This window comes from Caldisericota bacterium (genome assembly GCA_034717215.1).
Lineage (GTDB): Bacteria > Caldisericota > Caldisericia > Caldisericales > Caldisericaceae > UBA646.
Genome location: JAYELD010000175.1, coordinates 1 through 16,905, shown reverse-complemented (window position 1 = coordinate 16,905; position 16,905 = coordinate 1). Strand labels below are relative to the sequence as shown.

The 16,905-nt window shown below is 35.1% G+C and carries 17 protein-coding genes, 1 other RNA gene and 1 riboswitch; of the genes, 13 read left to right on the top strand and 5 right to left on the bottom strand.

The features are described from left to right. Positions 1-90 precede the first annotated feature (90 nt). From U9Q18_07250 to U9Q18_07235, 4 genes are read left to right on the top strand one after another with little or no spacing between them, the layout of a single operon-like run. Positions 91-672 carry a PilN domain-containing protein gene (locus tag U9Q18_07250; protein MEA3314154.1) on the top strand — a complete coding sequence of 194 codons (582 nt, stop codon included), beginning with the start codon at positions 91-93 and terminating at the stop codon, positions 670-672. Then, positions 669-1,262, top strand: coding sequence for a hypothetical protein (locus U9Q18_07245; GenBank protein ID MEA3314153.1), 594 nt, complete (start codon positions 669-671; stop codon positions 1,260-1,262). The genes U9Q18_07250 and U9Q18_07245 overlap by 4 nt, the downstream gene beginning before the upstream one ends. 10 nt (positions 1,263-1,272) lie before the next feature. Then, positions 1,273-1,575 (top strand): hypothetical protein, encoded by a 303-nt coding sequence (locus U9Q18_07240; protein ID MEA3314152.1) that lies wholly within the window; start codon positions 1,273-1,275, stop codon positions 1,573-1,575. Between the two features lie 24 nt (positions 1,576-1,599). Next, a complete protein-coding gene (locus U9Q18_07235) occupies positions 1,600-2,655 on the top strand; it encodes an aminopeptidase P family protein (GenBank protein ID MEA3314151.1) in 1,056 nt (351 codons plus the stop codon). Between the two features lie 116 nt (positions 2,656-2,771). Here U9Q18_07235 and U9Q18_07230 read toward each other — a convergent pair whose 3' ends face one another. The 3 genes from U9Q18_07230 to surE all read right to left on the bottom strand — a co-directional run bounded on the left by U9Q18_07230 (position 2,772) and on the right by surE (position 5,324). Beyond that, a complete protein-coding gene (locus U9Q18_07230) occupies positions 2,772-3,884 on the bottom strand; it encodes a magnesium transporter (protein MEA3314150.1) in 1,113 nt (370 codons plus the stop codon). A gap of 109 nt (positions 3,885-3,993) precedes the next feature. Then, positions 3,994-4,554: a hypothetical protein gene (locus U9Q18_07225; protein ID MEA3314149.1), complete on the bottom strand. Its 561-nt coding sequence runs from the start codon at positions 4,552-4,554 to the stop codon at positions 3,994-3,996. An 11-nt stretch (positions 4,555-4,565) separates the two neighbouring features. After that, a complete protein-coding gene (gene surE / locus U9Q18_07220; protein MEA3314148.1) occupies positions 4,566-5,324 on the bottom strand; it encodes a 5'/3'-nucleotidase SurE in 759 nt (252 codons plus the stop codon). 64 nt (positions 5,325-5,388) lie between these two features. Between surE and alr the strand changes: the two genes are divergently transcribed. The 7 genes from alr (at position 5,389) to U9Q18_07185 (ending at position 11,693) form a co-directional block, all read left to right on the top strand. Continuing rightward, positions 5,389-6,516, top strand: a complete 1,128-nt coding sequence (alr, locus tag U9Q18_07215) for an alanine racemase (protein ID MEA3314147.1) — start codon at positions 5,389-5,391, stop codon at positions 6,514-6,516. Positions 6,517-7,081: 565 nt separating this feature from the next. Then, positions 7,082-7,165, top strand: a riboswitch (cyclic di-GMP riboswitch). 85 nt (positions 7,166-7,250) lie between these two features. Further along, complete coding sequence (locus tag U9Q18_07210; protein ID MEA3314146.1) at positions 7,251-8,576, top strand: HD-GYP domain-containing protein; 1,326 nt, start codon at positions 7,251-7,253, stop codon at positions 8,574-8,576. Next, positions 8,569-9,135 (top strand): DUF5317 family protein, encoded by a 567-nt coding sequence (locus U9Q18_07205; protein ID MEA3314145.1) that lies wholly within the window; start codon positions 8,569-8,571, stop codon positions 9,133-9,135. Before U9Q18_07210 ends, U9Q18_07205 begins: the two co-directional genes overlap by 8 nt. Before the next feature lie 62 nt (positions 9,136-9,197). Continuing rightward, positions 9,198-9,959, top strand: coding sequence for a HesA/MoeB/ThiF family protein (locus U9Q18_07200; protein MEA3314144.1), 762 nt, complete (start codon positions 9,198-9,200; stop codon positions 9,957-9,959). 196 nt (positions 9,960-10,155) lie between these two features. Next, positions 10,156-10,509: a transfer-messenger RNA gene (gene ssrA, locus U9Q18_07195) on the top strand. A gap of 15 nt (positions 10,510-10,524) precedes the next feature. Further along, entirely contained in the window at positions 10,525-11,118 is a 594-nt protein-coding gene (locus tag U9Q18_07190) for a hypothetical protein (protein MEA3314143.1), read from the top strand. Continuing rightward, on the top strand, positions 11,103-11,693 hold the full coding sequence (locus U9Q18_07185; GenBank protein ID MEA3314142.1) for a glycerol-3-phosphate acyltransferase: 591 nt from the start codon (positions 11,103-11,105) through the stop codon (positions 11,691-11,693). The genes U9Q18_07190 and U9Q18_07185 overlap by 16 nt, the downstream gene beginning before the upstream one ends. Here U9Q18_07185 and U9Q18_07180 read toward each other — a convergent pair. Together U9Q18_07180 and U9Q18_07175 are read right to left on the bottom strand one after the other, a co-directional pair. Continuing rightward, the gene (locus U9Q18_07180; protein MEA3314141.1) at positions 11,690-12,091 is read right to left on the bottom strand and encodes a hypothetical protein; all 402 of its coding nucleotides are present in this window, start codon (positions 12,089-12,091) and stop codon (positions 11,690-11,692) included. The two genes, U9Q18_07185 and U9Q18_07180, sit on opposite strands and share 4 nt — an antisense overlap. Before the next feature lie 30 nt (positions 12,092-12,121). Next, positions 12,122-12,790, bottom strand: coding sequence for an HAD family hydrolase (locus tag U9Q18_07175; GenBank protein MEA3314140.1), 669 nt, complete (start codon positions 12,788-12,790; stop codon positions 12,122-12,124). Between the two features lie 48 nt (positions 12,791-12,838). Between U9Q18_07175 and U9Q18_07170 the strand changes: the two genes are divergently transcribed. Then, entirely contained in the window at positions 12,839-15,832 is a 2,994-nt protein-coding gene (locus U9Q18_07170; protein ID MEA3314139.1) for a S8 family serine peptidase, read from the top strand. A gap of 9 nt (positions 15,833-15,841) precedes the next feature. Next, the coding region (locus tag U9Q18_07165) for an NHL repeat-containing protein (protein ID MEA3314138.1) at positions 15,842-16,905 on the top strand (1,064 nt) is incomplete at its 3' end.

Genomic DNA, 16,905 nt, shown 5'->3' with positions numbered 1-16,905 from the left:
CGCGCAAAACCTGCTATAAAAGCAAGAAAGACCAGGGAAGCCCAGAAACAACAAAAAAAGCCAGCCTTTAAGTATAAAAAGGGATGAGATATGAATGAAATCGTAGATATCAATTTATTGCCAAGTAAGGCAAGAAGAAAACGATTTTCGAGGGAAGAAAAGCAAATTCTTTTTATAGGAGTTACAGTTGTCCTTCTTTTAGTTGGGATATATGCGAGTAATGTATATACAAAGATTCAGAGGACGAATTATCTTGACAATGTCAATGCCCAAATTGATGTCTTAAAGAACGTACAAAAAATTTTAGATGAGCGAGCTGCTTTAAGTGGCAATCTTCTTTATTATGAAACGACAATTCCTTCTCTTACTGGCCAGCAGACTGTATGGAATGATTTAATTGATGAGATTGCTTTGTTTATGCCAAAAGACGCCTCGTTAAATTCAATAGAAGTTGATCGAAAAACAAATTTGGTCAAGATAACAGGACATGCGTTAGATTTCCAAAAACTTGCATGGACATTTAATGCTCTTTCGCAAAATGAGAATTTTATGCAGTTAACATTAGAAGATTACTCCATACCGTTCCCTAAAGAATCGGAACTTGCTAAAGATAAGGAAAAGGGGTACTCGACATTTACTATTTCCTTCCAATGGAAAGGGATGATGAAATGAAAGATGTTAATTTCAGTTTAGGTAATCCTAAAACTAAGTTTGCTTTGATGATAATAATTTATTTAATTATTGCATTTGCATTCTACTGGTTTCTATTAAAACCTCAATTTCAAGAAATGAACGACTTGAATGCGGAAATAATGGAGCGGGAACAGAAACTTTCTTTGCTTAATCTTGCGAACAAAAAAATGGATCTTCTTGTAAATGATAATGATTTTATGAAAGACCGTATTTTGCAACTACAAGAAGTATTGCCTATTGAAAGAAATGATTTTATATTCGGGGAAGAATTCCTTGTGACAGGCACGATATGTGGCGTAAATTATACTTCACTTGATTTTCCAAAAGCAGGTAAAGACCAACAAGCTTCTGCGAATACGACACCGTTTACACTGAATTTTACTGCTAAAAAGTTAGATAATGTGCGATATTTTCTCACACATATATATCGATTCCCACAGATTGTTCGGGTGAATTCTCTTTCTATTAATAAAGTAAAACCACGAACGACAGTGGCAGGTGCTGATTCTTATGCTGTGGAATACAATGTGAGCATTAGCGGAGAGATTTATATTTCCCAGAGAAAGTGAGGCGTTGCATATGGCTGAGAAAATTGTTAATAAAAATATAGTTATGAAAAAGAAAAAAAGAAGAAGAAAATCTGTCGTTTCAAAAGGAACTTGGTTTACTATTTTTATTCTTGTTGCGATGTTTCTTGTCTTGAATTTTTATCTTATGCCTAAGTTATTTGCTCCGAAAGAAGCTTTACCTGCTGTAGAGATACCAAAGATAACACGAGGAAATATAGAGCTTGTGGATAAACAATTACAAGATAGAGCCATTGTAATACCTCCGCTTGAGGCTCCGGAAGAAGAGATAGGAAAGCAAAATCCATTCGAATAGAAGATAGAAAAAATGCTAAAAAGATTGAATAATTTATTAGAGCGGTTTAATGGAAATAATATCGATGCTTTTTTAATTACTGCAACTCCAAATATTCGTTATCTGACAAATTTTACAGGGGAAGATGCTTTTTTACTTGTAGCAAGTGGTAAATTGTTTTTGATTGTAGATTCCCGATTTACCGTTCAGGCAGAAGGAGAAGTTTTTGAGGGGGTAGAAGTACTGGAGTATAAAGCGCCATTTATCAATTATCTTAAAGACCTCCTTCTCAAAGAGAAAGTGCATTGGCTTGGAGTCGAGAAAAATCGAATGACGCTCGATTTATATCTCTCACTTTCTTCTCTTTCATTTTTAAAGATCGTATTTTTAGACAATGTGGTTGAGGATCTGCGAATTGTGAAAGATTTGCAAGAAGTAGAAAAAATAAAGAAAGCTTGTGCGATTTCTTCAAAATCTTTTAGCGAAACGCTTACTGTTATAAAGGAAGGAATTACCGAGAGGGATATTGCAAGCGAGCTGGAATATAGATTTAAAAGAAATGGTGGGCTAAAGCCGTCTTTTGATACTATTGTTGCATCAGGCAAGAGAGGCGCTCTTCCCCATGGTCTTGCTTCTAACAAAAAGATACTCCCGCATGAGCTTATTGTGTTGGATTTCGGAGTATTTTTTGATGGATATGCTTCTGATACCACAAGAATGGTTTGCGTGGGAGAGCCGGAGCGGGAAGAAAAAAAAGTATTTGAAATAGTAAGAAAAGCTCAAGAGATCGGCAGGAATTTCGTGCAAAAGGGAATTAATGCTTCGGAAGTCGATATAAAGGTAAGAAAATTTATTCAGGATGAAGGGTACGGGGATTATTTTATCCATGGATTAGGGCATGGAGTAGGGCTTGAAATTCATGAATCTCCACGCTTGAATGCTGATTCAAAAACTATTCTCGATGAGAATATGGTAATAACCATTGAACCCGGTGTGTATTTGCCGGAAAAATTTGGCATACGAGTGGAAGACACTATACTTGTTGGTAAAGAAAATGGCATAGTTTTGACAGAGCTTCCCTACGAGATATATATAGTTTAATTTTTAGTTGCTATAAATTAAGATAAAAACGATTTAAAAATTTCTGTCCGTACCGTCTTTGGTAGTGCATCGTATTATTTTGATTATGTAATATTTTTGGTTAAAAATGCAGTGTATTAAAAAATAAATACTTTTATCATAGCAAGTAATACAATTATTCCTGTTATATCCCCTATACTTGTTATTACAGGTATTACAATATTGCTTGGATCTATGCCAATCTTGAATGAGAAAAAAGAAATAAATATTGCAATTACCGACATAAGAGTGGAAAGAATAAATAGAGATAGAAAAGCTACAAGAAATGTTTGAGGAAGTGGAGGGGCGCTAGCTTTAGTAATATAAATGATTATAAGTGAAGCAATTCCTACGAGAAGAGCAACAACTAATCCCATTATTATGCCTGCGGTAAAATTTTTTCTTACTTCTCTACCGAACTTAAATGGTTGCGCGCTTCCTAAATATAAGGCAGTTGAAACTCTTGACCCTACTATCCCACCAATTGATCCTCCTTGTGCAACTACTTGAGGGATCAGGGCAAGTAATGCCGGGTATATTAAAAAAATTTTTCCTGAACTTTGTAGAAATATACCTGATGTGATACCTATTGCAAAACAGAATATTAATATTGGGAAACTTTGTTTTATGATTGGAAAATAATGATATCTTTTTGGCAGTTTATTATTTCTTCTTTTGTTCTTTCTTGCAAATCCGCTTACAAAAGGAAAAGCTGCAAACAGAACGAGGATAGCTGGTTTTATGGGTAAAAGTTTCATTGTTAAAATGGCACCTATGAAAATTGCGGATACGGTGATGATGTCTCCTATTACGGGAAGCATAGGAGCGATAATATTATCCGGGTCTATGTGATGTCGAAAGGATGTAAAAACAAATACAAAAACAAGTGGTAGGAGTAATACAGAAGAAATAATTCCTGCTGTGGTAGAGATCATATTAAGCCTTATAACTCCTATAGTTTTTATTTGTAGCAGGTTAGAAAGGGCTGCCGCAGAAATGCCTATCAAAAATGCTCCAGACACAGTCAAGGTAAAAGATGCAAGGATGTTGTGTTTTATGGCATTGTTCACTTTTATAATTGGTTTTACAAGACCTAAATGTAGCATTGTACTGAGCCGCTCTCCGAATGCTGCTCCTACATTTCCTTTGAGATCTGTCATTGCTGGCACCAAGATGATAAGGCCCGGCAGTGCCGAGAGTTTGTTTTCCATTCCAGTAAGTATAAAACCAGTAATACTTTCTCCAATTACAGAAAGGAGTAATACAAAAAGCGATTGTGTGAGTATGCTTTTAAGAGAATTTTGTAGAAAAGAAATTCGTTTACTTGAAGAGTGCCTTTGCTTGTTCGTTTTTGTTTTCAACGCCTTTTAACAGGATAATATCTTCTTCTTCTAGTTCAATTTCATCTAATTGATCCAGTAAATATTCGGTATCTTTTTTTATAAAGAGTGGGGCAAATTCAAATTTTTCAATATTTAGCTGTTTCAAGTTTTTCCCAATTGCCTTACTTCCTTTTTCGATTTTTATCCTTATAACAAAACCTTCCATTCCATAGATGGAGCGCAGAACCGGGTGAGCTCCTCCACCTCGTATTACAATATCTACAAGATCATCTATTCCATCGCTTATTTCTTTAGCGGCAACGCCAACTTGCAGGAGTGAAGCGAGTTGAGGAATTTCTACTCTGCTGTCTCTTGCTGTTTTTGCGGCATATATCGTTGAAATCCGCATATCGTAACTTAATGTGCGGATTTTATCTTTTATGTATGTCGCTTCCATGGCAAGTTCAACATCGTTTTGCAAAATTGCAGCGTATCCGAGCGTGACAACGAGCTCGGAAAATGTTTTAAGTGTGTATAAAACCTCTTTTACACTTTTCATATTTCTTCCTCCTATGGAAAACGTATTTTCCATTTTTTTATTTCTTTAAGCGCTGAATAGTTTGTCATGTCTGTTGACATTGGAGTTATGGCAATAAACCCATTTTTTATGGCTTCATTGTCAGTATTTTTTTCATTATTCTCAACTACTGTTCCTCCGATCCAGTAGTATGTTTTTCCGAATGGATCTTTTCCCTTAAATACGCGATCTTTGTAGCTTCTGTTTCCTTGTTTTACAAACTTGACTCCTTTTATTTCTTGTGCGGGAAGATTTGGGATGTTAATGTTGAAATAAATATTCTCAATTTTTTTCTCCAACACCGTTTTTACAAAGAGATAAGAAAATTTGCTTGCAACATCAAAATTTAAGTTTTTGTAAGCAGCGAGAGATATGGCAATTGAAGGTATTCCATTCAGGAAACCTTCTCTTGCGCCTGCTACGGTGCCGGAATAAATTACATCACTTCCAATGTTTGGTCCGGTATTTATGCCGGATACAATAAGGTCTACCTTTCCTTTTACTAATACATCCACTGCAAGTAGCACACAATCGGCTGGGGAACCTGATACACTCATTGCTTTTTTTTCGCCAAGATTGAGCGGATATTCTTCTACTCGTACTGGTTTATGCAGGGTTGTCGAATGACTTCCTGCACTTTGAGGAGTTTTTGGGGCTACTACGTAAACCTCTCCTAATTTTGAAATTGCTTTTGTAAGGTACTTGATGCTTTTTGCCTCAATACCATCATCATTTGTTATAACAATTTTCATCTGCCCCCCTTTATATTTATTTATCTAATGATATACTTTAATTAACTTTTTTCAAGGAGGATATATGGGAAGATTTGCTCGACCAACCTGGGTGGAAATTGATTTAAATAAGTTAAAGAGAAATTTTCATAGAATAGAACGAATTGTTGGCAAGCGAAAAATAATTGGAGCTGTAAAAGCAGATGCGTATGGACATGGTGCTGTAGAAGCTTCTAAAATACTTGAGAAAGAAGGAATTTATGCACTATCTGTTGCTTCTCTTGAAGAAGCATTAAATCTCAGAGAAAATGGAATTAAAGCATCAATTCTTGTTCTTGGCTATGTAGTTCCATCTGCTTTGCCTGTTGCGGCAAAATTTAACATTCCAGTAACGCTTTTTGATAAACGCTTTATTAAAAGATTAAGGGAATATCGGGGAGATCGTGTACTGAATATCCATATAAACGTGGATACCGGAATGGGAAGGATAGGAGTGGCTCCGAAGGAAGTGCCTGAAATTATCGATGCGTTATCTGTTCTCCCCAATGTTGCTTTGCAGGGAATATATACGCATTTATCCACTGTTGATTCAGATACACACTATGCAAATGAGCAGTTAAATATTTTTGAAAAAATATTAGATGAAATTAAGAAAAAAGGAGTATTGCCTCCAATTATTCATGCAGCAAATAGCGCTGCTATACTAGGCTTGAAAAGAAGTTATTTTAATGCAGTGCGTCCCGGGCTGCTTCTATATGGCTTAACCCCACTTGATGAGCCAATTAGCGAGTTTGAGCCGATTATGAATTTTAAAACCAGAGCAATCTATTCCCGATTGGTTCCTAAAGAAACCGCTATTAGTTATGGTAGGGCGTATATAACAACAAAAGAAACTTTGATTGCAACTCTGCCTGTCGGGTATGCGGATGGATATTCAAGATCTTTATCGAATATTGGCGAGGTATTAATTAAAAAGAAACGAGCGAAAATCATCGGTAATATTACAATGGATCAGATGATGATCGATGTTACCGGGTTTCCTTATATTCACCCCGGGAATGAGGTAGTCCTTATTGGGAAGCAAGGAAAAGAAGTAATAACACCATACGAAATTGCCAAAAAGATAAATACAATAAATTATGAAATTGTTTCAAGAATTGGCAGGCGGATTCCACGTACTTTTATCTATAATAGTCATGTAAAGAAATATTGATCTTTTAAATTTTATTCTCTTATGATTTTTTTAATCAAATACTGTTAGAATTTTCATCAATTTGGAGTTATTTTATTTATTTGATTTAAGGCGAAACATATTGGATGAAAGCATTTGTTTTGTATTTTTAGGAAACAAAATGTCGGTTACCATAGTTTTCAGGTGATGGTTTTATTTGAAGCTATTTGACAAAATAAAAAAAGCTATTTATACTTTGAGTACATTATACGGAGGAAGGCGTTGACGTTTGAATTGAACTTGGTTGCCTTAATTCAGACAGAGCCAATGGCAAAACCGGTCTCTCCCTTTTACAAAAAAGGAGGAAAAATATCATGAAGTGGGGAAAATTAGTAGCATTTGTTCTTAGCATCTCTGTTTTATTAATCACTCTCTCTGCACGCTTTAAATGGCATTAGTATGTAAAGAAAACAAATTTTAATGAAAAAGGAGGAAAAATATCATGAAGTGGGGAAAATTAGTAGCATTTGTTCTTAGCATCTCTGTTTTATTAATCACTCTCTCTGCACGCTTTAAATGGCATTAGTGTGCAAAGATAAAATTTACAAAATGGAGGAAGGCGTTGAGGTTTGGATTGCATTTGGTTGCCTTAATCTAAACTGAGCCAATGGCAAAACCGATTCCGCCATTTTGCAAGAAAAGAAAGATTCAATCAAATAAACATAAGTTTTCTTGCACTTTTTTTGCTTTTCTTTATACTGCCTATAGGTAATGTGATGAAAAAACTTGGGAAAAGAGCAAGAATTTTTATAATTTTTATTTATTTACTGGCTATAACACTGTTTTCTCTTAGTTTTATTTATATGCCGTCCTGGTATCGAGTCGCGCAAAGTATCTATACTGTTTTGCCCTTATCTTTGTTATTTATTGTATTTTTAATGATTGCCGATCGATTCCCGATTGTATATATTTTAAGAGGCAGTTCTAAGGCAGAAGTTAGCGTTGCAATGGCTTTGGATATTGCAATAGCTTTTGTATTTACGCCCATTGTTGCAATGCTTGTTGTTGCGGTAGAGAATTTGATTGCAGATTCTCTACACAGAAAGCCCTGGTATAAAAACTTTTTTAATACTTCTCTTGCTGTAATTTCTGTAGGATTAATGAGTATTATTTTTAGTAAATTTTTTAATGCTTCTAACCCGTTTTTATCTTTCTCTAATCTGCTTGCTATTGTAGGCGCTGCCTTTGTTTATTTTTCTGCTGAAACGCTTATATTGTTTGGATTGCTTTCTATTATTAACAGAGTTACATTTTTCAACTTTTGGATTGAAAATATAAAAACTATGTGGGTGGAAATTTTTACTCTTATTCCACTCGGAATAATGATTATTTACTTTTTCCAAGTAAGTCCGTGGATGAATTTATTTCTGCTTCCAACTTTTATTACCATTTATTATGCTTCAATGAGAAGAGTGCAGATTGAAAAAGAAACTATAAATGCTTTGTTAACATTTGCAAAGGCTGTGGATGATAGAATTCCTGATACAATGAAACATTCTATCCGGGTTGCAAACTGGACAAAAGAGGTGTGTGAAAGATTAAATCTATCCGAAGAACAGAGCTATTTTATTACTATTGCCGCTCAATTGCATGATATTGGTAAACTTGTTGTACCGGACTCTATCCTTTTGAAGCCTGGTTCTTTAACAAATGAAGAATTTAGTAAAATAAAGCAGCATCCCTTAAAAGGCGATGAGATTTTGAATCATTTTTCTCATTTTGAAGATGGCGCAAAAATCATAAAACATCACCATGAATATTTTAATGGCAAAGGCTACCCTGATGGATTGCAAGGCGAATCAATTCCTCTGGGAGCACGTATTATTAGTGTAGCAGATGCTTTTGATGCAATGATAAGTCCGCGGCCTTATAAAAAATTAATAACAGTTAAAGAGGCATTGAATAAAATTCGAAAATCAGAGGGTGAACAATTTGATCCTGTTGTTGCTGAAATTTTCTGCCAGATGGTAAGAGAAAAGGTAACAGAAGAAGAGAAAGAGCAGGGCAAAAGGGAAGATTTTTTCCCGGTTGTAAATGATTGAGATAATTATACTTGCCTCCGTATTTGTCATAGCCCTTGTAATCAACAAGGGAGTTAGCGGTATAAAAAATAAAGAAGTCAAAGCAGTTTATTTAATTTTCATTGGGTTTTTAATGCAACTTCTTATATTTAACGGGAAATTTAGTAATTCTATTTTTAGTTCCACAACACCTATCTTTTATATTGTTTCATTATTTATATTACTTACTTTTTTGCTTTTAAATTTGCATTATAAGGGAATACTGATTACTTCGGTGGGATTTTCATTAAATCTTTTGGTGATACTTGTAAATGGGGGTTTTATGCCCCAGAATTTATCAAAATTAGAACTTGTAGGAGCATATGCAAAAATAGCACTTCTGCGGCAATATGGAACTTTTTATAATGCAACGATAATGACAGAAAAAACACATCTGAATTTTCTTGGAGATAACATTACTGCACAATTACTAAATCCTTTTGTTGGGGTCTATAGCATTGGCGATATTATTATATTTTTAGGATTGTGTGTTTTTATTTTTGAATTTTTAAAAAAACCAGCTTCTTTCAAATTATCTTAAATCCCCCCGTCACTCAAATTGCTTAAACTGGCTTATTTGTTAAAATAATCAGGGAGGCATATATGCAATTATCTAGCGAAGAAAAAGAAAGATACAGTAGACAGATTTTAATTGATAAAATAGGGGAAAAAGGACAAAAAAAGCTTAAACATTCTTCAGTGTTAATTATTGGCGCTGGAGGACTGGGGAATCCTGTATCGATCTATCTTGTTGCATCAGGTTTAGGAAAAATAGGGCTTGTTGATGCTGATGTGGTGTCTGTTTTAAATTTAGGGCGGCAGGTTCTTTATACAATTAATGATGTTGGAAAGAAGAAAGTATTTTTAGCACAGGAGAGATTAAATAAGCTAAATCCAAATGTAAAGATTGATGTCTATAAGGAGAGGCTTTCGAACTTAAATGCCTCTGAGATTTTTCTGAAATACGATGTAGTTGTGGACGCAACGGACAATTTTGAAACGCGCTATCTTATAAACCGTACAGCCATTAAGACGGGTAAACCTTTATTTGTAGGAGCAGTTGGTCGGTTTACAGGTCAGGTTATGAGCATATTGCCAGGTAAAACTGCATGTTATAATTGTGTTTTCCCGGAAAAAAGCCCTGAAATCGTTCATTCTATGACAGATAATAACCGTTTAATGGGCATATTAGGTTCGCTTGCCGGCACTATAGGCAGTATTGTTTCAACAGAGGTCATAAAATTCTTTGTAGACATCGGTAGTAAATATTTCAATAAATTACTCATCTACGATGCTTTGGACAATAATTTTTCAATTTTAAACATAGAAAGGGATCCTCGCTGCAAAATATGCGGAGGAGAATAACTTTTTGCGGTAATGCAGCAGTAATAGATTTATTTAATTAAAGCAATTTATATAATAATCAATTGCGATCATTTTCGAGCATCCGAATTACCTTATGAGAAATAAACTAATGCACTATAGGCTTTTATTAAAACTATTCTGTTTGCTACTTACCTTGAAAAAACTGAGTAAATTTGTATAATATAGTATTAAAGAAGGGGGTGCTGGGGTTCGACGGATAAACAAGACATGTCGGCGCAGGCAGAGGACGGTGGTTGGCCTCTTAAAACATCCACCTAAAAGATAAACGCTGATTACAATTACGCATTAGCTGCTTAATAGCGGCTAACGTTTTAGGTAGTTTTCACCTGTAGGGCGCTTAAAACGTAGGAATACAGGTCCTGTAACAAAGGTTTGTCTAAGCCAATGTTTACAGCGTATCAATTTAGACTATGCTTTCGAGCTCTGTTACTTGAGCCAAGAAAGATGAAAACAAAAAGTAACTAAGCCTGTAGCCTGGCGGCATGATGTGTTTATTCGGACGCGGGTTCAACTCCCGCCACCTCCACCATAAAGGGATGGGACCATGAAAAAACTTCTTTTTAGAAAAATTTATCGTCTTGTACTCATAGTAGTTGTTGTCATTTATTACTATTGGCCCACAAAGTATGTCATATTATCTGTTTTTTTAGCTTTTGTTTTTGTTCTTTCTCTGGACATTATTCGCCTTGTTTCGCCTAACGCAAATGAAGTGGTGCGGCGTATTTTCAAGCCATTTGCGCGTTTTATGCGATTTATTGCAAAGAAAGAAGAGTTGAGAGATTTGTCCGGGACTACGTACACATTGATGGGGTGTACGATTGTTGTAATTTTTTTCCCGAAACATATTGGTATTCCCGCGATATTGTTTAATGTTTTTGGGGATATGGTAGCAACGGTTGTCGGGAAAAGCATCGGTCACATTAAGATCTTTCATGATAAAACTCTCGAGGGGTCTATTGCTTGCTTTATTGCAATGTTGTTTGTTGTAATATGGGCACAATGGAAATTACAACTACCATTTTTAGTGGGACTTTTAGGTGCTTTGACTGGCACATTTATTGAGCTTGTTTCTCTTAAAATAAATGATAATCTTTCGATCCCTATTCTTAGTGGGGTGGTGATGTGGTTTCTGTATTAGAAGTTTCTTATGTTTTTATTTCTTATCTTATTGGCTCTTTTTCTCCTGCTACTGTATTTGTTCGTATTGTGAAAAGACGTGATGTAAGAGAATTGGGTGATAAGAACCCCGGGACATTTAATGTATTTAAAGTTTTGGGACAAAATTGGGGTATAGCTGTTGGTATTATTGATGTGGGAAAAGGTTTTATTTTAACACTTCTCCCGTTTATTTTTAAGATGCCGCATTCACAGGACACAGCCATTCTTGCGGGTATTGCTGTAGTTCTGGGACACTCTTTCCCTATATATTATAAATTTAGAGGTGGTATGGGTATTGCGCCAATAATAGGCGTGCTGAGTGTTATTTGCTGGAGAGAAATGCGTTGGGTATTGATAATATGGCTTGTTTTAATGATTTTAATAGTTTTAATGAAAAAAAAGGAGAAGAGAGGAATTGCACAATTTATTGCATTTTTATTTCTCATTCCCCTTGAATTGTTTTACCTTGAAAATATCCATGTAATTATAGGTTCATCTGTGCTGCTGGGGTACCTCTATTTAAGGAGATATATTATTAAAAGAACTGTCTTTTAAACAATTTTTTCGATTTTTCGATGCTCTTTTAAACTTTTTTCTTCTTCTTTTAGCGAGGGAGATAATCCCTTAAAGTCCATTATTGGCAGGACAAACATAATTCCCGTGCCAGGCTCTGTAAAATTGGATAATTCTTCTTTTACAACACGTTCTGCATCTCTTAACGTTCTTTCCTCTTTAATTACAGTAAAAATGGTTTTATTTTCGGGCCGTTTTCCTTTTCCACCAGACAAAATCTCCTGGAGTGTGCCAAATATGGGAATTTCAGATTCAAGGGTTCTTCCCATGCCGACTGAATCAATAATTGTTGCTCCTCGTATATCTACTTCGATAAATCGCTCAAGAACACTCTCTATCTTTTCTGTTTTATTTAATACTATTACCAGTAGATATGCCATGACAGATTCCTCCTTTTTTAATATTTTACGTTATTTAATGAAATTTACAAGTTCTTTAATATTTTTAAGTATTTTGTAAGGTTTTAGTTCCTCGATTTTTTCTATCGGGGTTACATTGGATGGAATGATAAAACATTTCACATTGGCATTTTTGGAGATAAGTACATCATTCAGGCTGTTGCCGACAAATATTGTTTTTTGAGTTGTAACTTTCATCTTTTTTATTGTATATAACAATGGATATGGGTGGGGTTTGCTTTTACTAAAACTTTCTTTTCCATAAACTGCAGAGAAATATTTATCCATTTCAAATTTTTTTAGTATTTTATCAATGAATTCTTTATATTTATTTGATAGAATGACCATTTTTTTTGTTTTAAATTTTTCAAGAACATCTGACACTCCCTCCATGGGTTTTGTGTAATCTGCATAGTGTGGAGAATGGTATTCTATAAAGTTGTTAAGCACGATATTATGTAGGTGTTTATTATTTTTGCCTAGAATTCTTTTTACAAGCAGGGATGTTCCATCTCCAGTAGAACTCCAAACTTTTGTTCTGCTTGCAGGAGGTAGGCCCGCTTTATTCAAAGCAAAGTTTATTGCTTTTGTTATGTCTTCGCTTGTGTCAAAAAGTGTTCCGTCAAAATCAAATACAATTAAGTTTATTGTCATTCTCACCGTGAATAAATATACGTGCATTTTGATTTTCTGTCAATAAATGTATAATTTTATGAGGGAGGAGCTTGAATGAAAAAATTTATTATTGCAGCGCTGGTTTTGACAATTGTTCTATCTCTTTTCACTGTAAAAATGGCCGACAGTACCGAGGGAAAAATTTCGCCATCCTTAATGCATTCATCGGAAGAAAATGTGTCAATTATTGTAGAATTAACAGATGCGCCAGTGGTTGTCTATAAGAAAACCTTAAAGTTCAGACTTCTTACTATTTTTATTAATGATAGTGCAGAAAGACATGCAGCGGAGTTAGAACAGAAACAAAACGATTTGATAAAATATATGAAAAGATTTAACATAAAAGTCCGGTTTAATTATACATATCTTTTTAATGGTTTCTCATGTACGGTAGACAGGAAGCATATGATGGATATTGCAGAGAATCGAAATGTTAAAAGAGTTTTTGAAGATAAAAAAGCATATCTTGAAAGAACCTATGCTACCAGGGTGATAAAATCAGATGTTGTTAACAGGATGACTGATAGCAGCGGGGAATATATTACAGGAAAAAGTATTGTAGTGGGCGTTGTCGATACAGGTGTGGATTATGGAAACACAGAATTAGGCGGGGGAGGATTTCCCAATGCAAAGGTAATAGGCGGGTATGATTTTTCAGATATGGATAGCGACCCTATGGACAATGACGGGCATGGTACTCATGTAGCGGGAATTATCGGTGGATCTAATTATGGTGTTGCGCCTGATGTAAAAATTCGTGCCTATAAAGTGTTTACTGGAAAGATAGAAACGACTTCAATTTCAACGATAATTAAGGGGATAGAACAAGCCGCTAAAGACAAATGTGATGTTATAAATATTTCTATTGGCACAGTAGGTGGTTCAGGAAAGGGAGGAGATCCGGAATCAATTGCAGTGGAGAATGCTACGGCAGATGGGATAGTAGTCGTGGCTGCCGCAGGAAATTATGGTAGCAGGTCAGATTTGGTTCCATTTCCTATGAGTGCACCGGCATCTAACGGGAGTGTCATTGGTGTAGGAGCAAGTAATGATGCAATGCATGGTGTCATTGGTTTTTGGGGCAAGGATATTGTGGGCACATACCCGGAAGGCTCTCCCTTTTTTACTGATGGAAACTATGAAGTAGTTTATTGTGGATATGGCCTGGAAAGCGATTTTTCGGGGGAAAACCTTACAGGAAAAATTGCACTTGTATCAAGGGGAATTATCTATTTTGGAGATAAGGATATTAATGCAAAAAATATGGGAGCCAAAGGAATAATTGTTTTTAATAACGTAAGTGGCTTACCTGATGTCGAGTTGCAGTCTCAATCTGGTTCTAAAGAAACTGACTTCATACCGTTTTTATTTATTTCATATACGGATGGATTGTATATTAAACAACGAATAGCGGGTTCTACTGTGATAAAATTAGACAATAAATATGGGTTAGGCAAGATAGCTTCTTTTTCGGCTAATGGTCCTACAATAGATTTTTATATGAAACCGGATTTGGTTGCTCCGGGTGTTGATATAACGTCGACAGTTTTAAATAATAATAAATCGCTTGCTAGCGGAACATCTATGGCAGCTCCTTTTGTTTCAGGGAGCGTAGCATTGATAAAACAAGCACAGAAATCGCTTAAACCAACTGAGATTAAATCTATCTTGATGAATACGGCTTACATATTGGAGAATCCTGTATCGAGTGCACCATATTCGCCATTAATGCAAGGTTCCGGGAGAGTAGATGTACAAAATGCCGTTAACTCAACTGCTCTTGTTAGACCTGCTTCATTTATTTTTGGTAATGATGGAAGAGGAAAAACAGGCAAATTTACTGTCAGAAATTTGTCAAACATTAGTTTGTTTTTTTCTATTTCATATTCTATTTATTCAAGTGAAACAGTGAATCTTACTTATCCGGAAAATATTTATGTTGCACCATTTTCCGAGAAGAGTTTTACAGTAGATTTTAAGGCAGATGAGAGTATACAAGGAGAAGTGTACGGGTTTATATATTTGGAGGGAGAGAGCACAACTCTCCACATTCCATTTGTGTATCTCCCTTCTTTAGGAGAAAGGCACTACATTGAGAATATTTTTCAAAGTGGAGATACCTTGACTGCTAGTAATAATATTGAAATAAATTTTACTGTTGGGTTGGGTATTGAAGACGATACTTCTCAAGAACCATATAGAGAAAATAATGCAGGCGAGATAAGGGTGGATATATACGATACAAATGGGAGGTTTATCGATACGATATTTGATGAATCTTCAGTTTACATTGGTGATTACAGTGTTAATTTGAATGGCAGAGATATTTTTGCCAATTATTTTTTAAAGGATGGAAAATATTATTATAAAATTTCATACCTTGAAGCAAATAATGATGAAAGCATAATAGATATACAGCCTGTGATATCAAGGGACGAAAAGAGTGGCAGCTTTAACGTTTTAAACGGACGGACAAACTATCTTAATATTAACCTGGAAGAAGGTCAAACTCCTTTACTCAAGAAGGGAGAAGATTTTTGGGTGGATCTTTTTTTCAAAGCAGACCAATCTTTAACAACATTATTTATCTCCTACAAGTATGATCAATTTTTACTTAAGATTTTAGAAATAGAGCAAGGAGAAGTAGCCCTGAATGATAGCGTAACTTTTGTTAATTCTGTACAGTCAGGTACTGTCTATATTACGCTTTCTGGTGAAATTGGAGAAACCGGGGTTGCAGCAAGGATACATATTAAAGCGATTGAAAACGGTGTTGATTTTGTTTATCCCGGATATGTATCTTCTTCACCGCAGAAATATTTTATTTTAAGACCTTTAAAGTATAGAGTATCTGATTATTCTCGAATGTGGGATGTAAATAATGATAAAAAGGTTGATGGTCTTGATGTAGAAATATTCAGAGAAAGTTTTGGCTTGAACAAAAATGAAACTAATTTTAATTCAATATGTGATTTTAATCGCGATGGTATTATAGATGGGAAAGATTTTCTGATTTTGACAGAGCACTATGGGGAATTGTATCCATAGGAGATGGTGATGAGAAAAACAATGTCTATAGTTATTGTTTTAATTCTGTTACTGGGACTACCGACACGGTTAGTCGAGGCGGATTCTGTTAAAAATATTAGTGTAATTCAAAATATAGCAGTTCCAGGTGAGGATTTTATTGGTTCAATATCCCTTGCAGAAGCGAATTTGTACGAAGATGATTATAATTCAAAATACCTTTTTCCAATGCAAGGTATTTGTACTGCCGGAACAGGAAGAATTGCCGTAATAGACAATTCTTATGGCAGAGTACATATCTTAGATGGTTTCCTGGACGATATTCTTACATTCGGCTCATTGAGTACTCTCATTTATCCTACAGATATTGATTATAAGGAAGGCATTTTTTATGTATCAGATGCACTTGGTGGGAAAGTGCAATTCTTTAGCGGTGATGGTGCGTTTATAAAAACTTTAGATGCTGGTTTCCTAAATACGCCTACGGGGGTTACTGTGTCAAAAGGATATTTGTTTGTTTCTGATTATTTTGAGAATACTATTTATAAATTGGATATGAATGGAAACATTAAAAAGACTGTAAATATTGATTATCCCGGTGGACTTACTTCTGATACTGATGGCAATATTTATGCTGTGAGTATGAGCGGGAAAAATGTATATAAATTTGATACGGATTTGAACATATTATTAGTTGTGATTGGAGGGGAACTTTTGTTTCCATCTGATGTGGCTATAGGTACCGGTGGCAATATCTTTGTATCTGACAGGGGTCTTTCACGGGGTGGAACTATAAATGGTAGAATTCTTCAGTATTCTGCAAGTGGAAAATATATAAAGAAAATTGGAAAAACAGCAGAAAGCTATTATTCTCAGCAGAATGGTGCATTATTAACTCCTGCTGGCATTGCCGCTGATATGCTTGGGAATATATATGTGATGGATGCAGGTTATTATTATTGGGATGCAAATTCTGATGCTCCTTTTGGGCATTCTATGGGGTCACGGCTTAGTGTATTCAGCGAAGCAGGTATATTTTTGTCAAAAAAAGAATCTCCCAAAGATGTAGATGGAAGACTTGTGAATCCAATTGA